The 5,178-nt window shown below is 65.8% G+C and carries 5 protein-coding genes and 3 pseudogenes; 7 read left to right on the top strand and 1 reads right to left on the bottom strand.

Translation table 11 applies throughout. The annotated features are described in order from the left end of the window. The first annotated feature begins 257 nt into the window (after positions 1 to 257). The 6 genes and pseudogenes from JCM19049_RS07890 to JCM19049_RS07875 all read left to right on the top strand — a co-directional run. Positions 258 to 980: an IclR family transcriptional regulator gene (locus JCM19049_RS07890; protein WP_054821318.1), complete on the top strand. Its 723-nt coding sequence runs from the start codon at positions 258 to 260 to the stop codon at positions 978 to 980. Positions 981 to 1,153: 173 nt separating this feature from the next. Further along, a pseudogene (locus JCM19049_RS19435) lies at positions 1,154 to 1,548 on the top strand (alcohol dehydrogenase catalytic domain-containing protein); the annotation flags it as partial. Next, positions 1,549 to 2,310, top strand: coding sequence for a zinc-binding dehydrogenase (locus JCM19049_RS19430; protein WP_306420742.1), 762 nt, complete (start codon positions 1,549 to 1,551; stop codon positions 2,308 to 2,310). Further along, entirely contained in the window at positions 2,307 to 2,681 is a 375-nt protein-coding gene (locus tag JCM19049_RS19425; protein WP_279402730.1) for an MFS transporter, read from the top strand. The genes JCM19049_RS19430 and JCM19049_RS19425 overlap by 4 nt, the downstream gene beginning before the upstream one ends. Beyond that, complete coding sequence (locus tag JCM19049_RS07880) at positions 2,681 to 3,634, top strand: MFS transporter (protein WP_279402731.1); 954 nt, start codon at positions 2,681 to 2,683, stop codon at positions 3,632 to 3,634. The genes JCM19049_RS19425 and JCM19049_RS07880 overlap by 1 nt, the downstream gene beginning before the upstream one ends. Before the next feature lie 51 nt (positions 3,635 to 3,685). Continuing rightward, positions 3,686 to 4,408: pseudogene (locus JCM19049_RS07875) on the top strand (HpcH/HpaI aldolase/citrate lyase family protein); the annotation flags it as partial. Between the two features lie 55 nt (positions 4,409 to 4,463). Here the strand turns inward: JCM19049_RS07875 and JCM19049_RS19420 are convergent. Next, positions 4,464 to 4,586: a hypothetical protein gene (locus tag JCM19049_RS19420; RefSeq protein ID WP_279402729.1), complete on the bottom strand. Its 123-nt coding sequence runs from the start codon at positions 4,584 to 4,586 to the stop codon at positions 4,464 to 4,466. A 251-nt stretch (positions 4,587 to 4,837) separates the two neighbouring features. Between JCM19049_RS19420 and JCM19049_RS19415 the strand changes: the two are divergent. Beyond that, positions 4,838 to 5,178 (top strand): annotated as a pseudogene (locus JCM19049_RS19415) (transposase); the annotation flags it as partial.

The raw sequence follows: 5,178 nt of genomic DNA, 5'->3' as shown, positions 1-5,178 counted from the left end.
GCGATGGCACGCATGACGCGGGCAGCTCGGCGTAGGCCGTCGCGGCCCAGACGACGGATGCGGCGGCGACCCGGGTGACCACCTGGTCGATGGTGAGGTTGGGCGCGGCAGACTCGGTCATTTGGTCCTCCTGTTGGTTCATGCAAGCGGCGGTCTCACCGCAACTCCTCCATTGAACACACATGTCCGGCTAGACTGTGATCATGGGTTCCAATGAGCGGAACATACCGCGCTCCATGATAGGCCGTGTCGCTGCAGTGCTGGGCGCCTTCAGCGGGGAATTTCCGGTGCTGGGCGTGAACGACATTGCGCGGCGGTCCGGGCTCGCCAAGTCGGTTACGTCTCGCATCATCAGCGAGCTGGTCGCCGTCGATTTTCTGGAGCGCGCCGACAATGGTGTGCGTGTCGGCATCCGGTTGTTCGAACTGGGTGAGCTTGTGCAGCGCTCGAAGGAGTTGCGACGCCTCGCGTTGGCCGCGATGGCAGATCTGCGCCAGGCGACCGGAACGACCGTACAGCTCAGCGTGCTAAAGGGCACCGACCAGGTCTACGTCGAGATCCTGCGCGGTCACGATGCTGAAATGGCGATCCGCTCGCGAGTCGGTGGGCGCGTTCCCGCCTATGCGACTGCGGGAGGCAAGGCAGTGTTGGCGCATTCTGCCGAGGCGGTCGTCGACATGGCAATCCCCGAAACCTTCGAACTGCTGGGCCCCGGCACCGTCCCCGACGAGCCGAGCCTGCGACGGCAATTGGACCTCGTGCGCAACAACGGCTACGCCCACGAGATCGAAGAGTCGAACCCCGGCGTGGAATGCGTCGCTTGTCCGATCCTGCGCGGCGACGGCACCCCGATCGCGGCGATCTCGGTCTCCGGCCCAGCGGGCCAGGCCAACATCCTGCAGTACGCCCCCGCAGTGCGCATCACCACCCTCGGACTCAACCGTCGTATCCGAGCGAACCCCGCCTTCAACTCCCTCTGAGCAGTTCCGCTGACCGGAACTTGAGCTGTACGTGGCGGGTGCACCCGGTCTACGGTGACGATCGTCTCAGAGAGCCGATCGCCGCGCAGCGCCACGGGCAAAGCAGCCCGCCTCGCACCGAAGCATCGAAGTCGATGAGGCTCGATCGATCAAAGAAATAAGGAGGCGCCTGCATGAAGGCGATGGTGATGTACGAAACCGGCTCACCGCTGGTACTCGAAGAGTTGGAGCTCGATTTGCCCGGACCAGGTGAGGTTCGCGTACGCATCGAGGCCGCCGGCGTCTGTCACAGCGATGTGCACTACATCTCTGGCGCCCTCGCCGCTCGCACCCCGATCGTGCTCGGCCACGAGGCGCCGGCATCGTCGAACAGGTCGGCGATGGAGTGACCGCCTTCGCCCCGGGCGACAAGGTCGTGCTCATGTGGCGCCCGCGCTGCGGGGAATGCGAGTTCTGCCTCTCGGGCAAGCCCGCGCAGTGCACTCTCGGCAAGGTACACGGCCAGACCAACGGCCTGCTTCGCGGTGGCACCCGCCTCAGCAAGGACGGCGTGCGCTATCACCACCTCATGGGTGACTCGGTCTTTGCCGAGCACGCAGTCGTCTCCCAGGAGTCGCTTATAGCGATCGACGCCGACGTCCCCTCGGAGATCGCGGCGATCGTCGGCTGCGCCGTTATCACGGGCATGGGCACCGTTCTCAACCGCATGCCCGACCTGACAGGCAAGACCGTCGCCATAATCGGCGCTGGCGGCGTCGGGCTCTCGGCCGTGATCGCCGCCGAGCTGGTGGGCGCCGCAAAGATCATCGTGTCGGATGTTGTGCCTGCGCGCCTCGAGAAGGCCCGCGAGCTGGGCGCGACCCACACCATCGACTCAAGCACGGAGGACTTTACCGAGCGCGTGCTTGAGATCACCGGCGACGGCGCCCACTACGTATTGGAGGCCATCGGCCGCCCCGCCACGGTCCGCGCCGGGTTCGACTCGCTGCGACCCGGCGGCACCGAAGTCGTAGTCGGGCTTGGCGCGGCCGGCGAGGAGCTCTCGATCCCGATCAACATGCTCGTGCAGGGTGACCGCCGGATCGTCGGCGCGCTCTACGGATCGTCGAACACGCCCGTGCAGCTCCCAGAGATCCTGCGCCTGTACAAGGCAGGGCGTCTTCCGCTCGACCGCCTGCTCGACCAGACCTTCGCGCTCGAAGACGCCAATGCGGCGATCGAGCACCTGCGCACGGGTGCCGTCGGGCGTCCCATCCTCGTTCCCGGGTCGCAACCTCTCGTCCCCATCCCCAACTACGCATCCGCGTCGCTTTCAAAGGAAACAGTATGACCGCCACTAAAGATGAGAAGCGGCCGAACGACAGGCCCGAAATCGTCGTCACGGCCAAAGATCGCCGCCGCGCGCTCTGGGGCAGTGCCGTCGGATCCACCATCGAGTGGTACGACTACTTCCTATACGGAACGATGGCGACCGTCATCTTCAACACCCAATTCTTCCCGAGCGAAGACCCCGTGGTCAGCTCGCTACTGGCCTTCGGCTCGTTCGCCCTGGCCTTCGCCGTGCGCCCCATCGGCGGCGTCATCTTCAGCCACATCGGCGACCGCATCGGGCGCAAGAAGACGCTCGTCATCACCCTGACCCTGATGGGCGTCGCCACGATGCTCATGGGTGTGCTGCCTCGTACGCGGCGATCGGCGTGATGGCGCCGATCCTGCTGACGCTGCTGCGCCTGGTGCAGGGCCTAGCGCTCGGTGGCGAGTGGGGCGGCGGACTGCTGCTCGCGGTCGAGTACGCGCCCAAGAACCGCCGTGGCTTCTACGGCGCCGTGCCGCAGCTCGGCGCACTGGCTGGCCTTGCGCTCGGCAACATCGTCACGATCGCGGCGCGCGCTGTCTTCCCCGAGGAAGCGTTCGAAAGCTTCGGCTGGCGCATTCCGTTCCTCCTCTCGGGCGTGCTGCTCGTCACCGGCCTGTGGATCCGCGCGCGTATCGACGAGACGCCGTCGTTCCGCAAGGTGCGGGCCGAGGGCACCAAGCAGAAGCTGCCGATCGCGACCGTGCTGAAGCACTACTGGCGTGAAGTGCTGATCTCGACTGGCGCGAAGTTCGTCGAGACGAGCACGTTCTTCATCTTCGCAACGTTCTCGATCTCCTACACCATCGGTCTCGGCTATGACTTCGGGTCGATCCTGGCGTTCATACTCGTCGGTTCGGTCCTCGGCATCGGCAGCATGCTCTTCTATGGTGGGCTCTCCGACCGCATCGGGCGCAAGAAGGTGTTCCTGGGCGGCTCAGTCGCCGTGGCGATCTTCATCTTCCCCTACCTCGCCATGCTCTCGAGCGGTGACCTGTGGCTCGCGGGCACCGCGATCATCGTCTCCTTAGCGGTCATCTGGCCGACCTACGGCTCGCTTATCGGCACGGTTCTGGCCGAGAACTTCGCACCTGAGATCCGCTACACGGGCGCCTCGGTGGGCTACCAGCTTGGCGCCGCGATCGTGGGTGGTCCGGCTCCGCTCATCGCGACGGCGCTGCTGGCCGCGTTCATGGGCAGCTGGGTCCCGGTGGCGATCTTCGTGGCGCTCTGCGCCGTCGTCGGATTCATCTCGGTTGCATTCGTGAAGGTGCGCCACAACGAGGAGCTCGATGTCTGAGCAGCACTCGACCGCGCTGACCCAGGCGCCCCGCGTGGCGCCTGGGTAACGCTCGACTCCATCGTCGCGACCGAGCAGATCTCCCGCGCTGGCTTCGACTACGTGTGCATCGACGGCCAACATGGCCTGCTCGGGTATGATGCCCAGGTACGTGCGCTGGTCGCGATCGCGGCCGGTGGCGCCGTGCCGTTCGCCCGTGTCTCGACCAACAGCGCCGCCGAGATCGGGCGGGTGCTCGATGCGGGCGCGCGAGGCGTGATCGTCCCGTTGATCGACTCCGCCGTCGAGGCTCGCAAGGCGGCATTGGCTGCCCGATACCCAACCTCGGGCGGAAGTCGTTCCTTCGGTCCCATGCGACTCGGGCCGCACTTCAGTGCGACGCCAGCAGAGACGGATGCGTCGGTCACTGTGCTCGCGATGATCGAAACAGAGTCGGGGCTGGGTGAGGTTGAGGCCATCCTCGACGTCGACGGGGTCGACGGCGTCTACGTCGGGCCATACGACCTCTCCTTGGCGCTCGGCGCACGTGTGCCGTTCGAGGACGCGATCCTGCCACTTCTGGACGAGGAGCTGGACCGTGTGATCGCCGCTGCGAAGGAACGCGGAAAGATCGCCGGCGTACACTGCGCCGACGGCCTGCAGGCCGCTCGGCGCGCCGAGCAGGGGTTCACCTTTATTACCGCCGCGACCGATGTCTCGTCGCTGCGGGCCGACATGGCACTGCAGCTGGGGAACGCGCGCGGCCTGGGTGCGGATCTGGGCAGGGCGTACTGATCCTCCAAACTCAGCCGATCACGCCGTGACCCGCGTAGCCGACGACCACCCGCCCCTACAGCAGTGGGATGGTCTGTGGCCCGTCGATCTCGGCGAAGTGATCGCTCTCGCGGTGCGCGGTGAACGAATCCGTGCCGTCATAGATCTCGACGATCGGGAACACGTGCTGATCATCCACGAGTTGATGGTAATCGTCGCTCCCCTTCTGGGAATCCTGCACATCACCATGAGCAACCGGATCAAAGCGCCTACAACCTAGGTGCGTGGGTCAGTAGTGCCGTGCCCAACTTTTAGTTCGGCCGGCGGATCAGCCCGCCCCGGAAGCGGGTCGCTGGCACAATTGTGGACATGGATACCGGTGCTTCGCCTGTGGATGGTTTGTTCGATGAGTCGCTGGTGGAGCGGGTCGAGGCTCCCGCCGAGGTCTCGATGGACGCCAATGGCGGGGTGAACAAGCGCTTCAGGTCGTTTGAGCCGGATGCGGTGATACTGGTCCCCCCTCTCTGGATGAGTGGCTTCCCGAAGGGCATCTGGCACGGTTCGTCGCCGAACTCGTCGAGACCGAGCTGGACCTGACCCGGTTCTACGCCTCGTATGCCAAGGCGAAGGGCCAGCCGCCGTATGATCCGCGGTCGATGCTGCGGATCGTGCTCTACGGGTACTGCGTCGGGGTCCGTTCCTCCCGGGAGCTGGAGCGGGCCTGCACCGATGTGGTCGCCTTCCGGTGGCTGGCCGCCGGCCAGCCCCCGGACTTCTGCTCGATCGGCCGG

The organism is Arthrobacter sp. JCM 19049, from assembly GCF_001310435.1.
This window is presented reverse-complemented; position numbering and strand designations above follow the sequence as displayed.

What these genes read in the sequence shown, in the direction of transcription:
- JCM19049_RS19430 (WP_306420742.1), top strand. Translation starts at nt 1,549, where the DNA reads ATGGGTGACTCGGTCTTTGCCGAGCACGCAGTCGTCTCCCAGGAGTCG.
- JCM19049_RS19425 (WP_279402730.1), top strand. Translation starts at nt 2,307, where the DNA reads ATGACCGCCACTAAAGATGAGAAGCGGCCGAACGACAGGCCCGAAATC.
- JCM19049_RS07880 (WP_279402731.1), top strand. Translation starts at nt 2,681, where the DNA reads ATGGCGCCGATCCTGCTGACGCTGCTGCGCCTGGTGCAGGGCCTAGCG.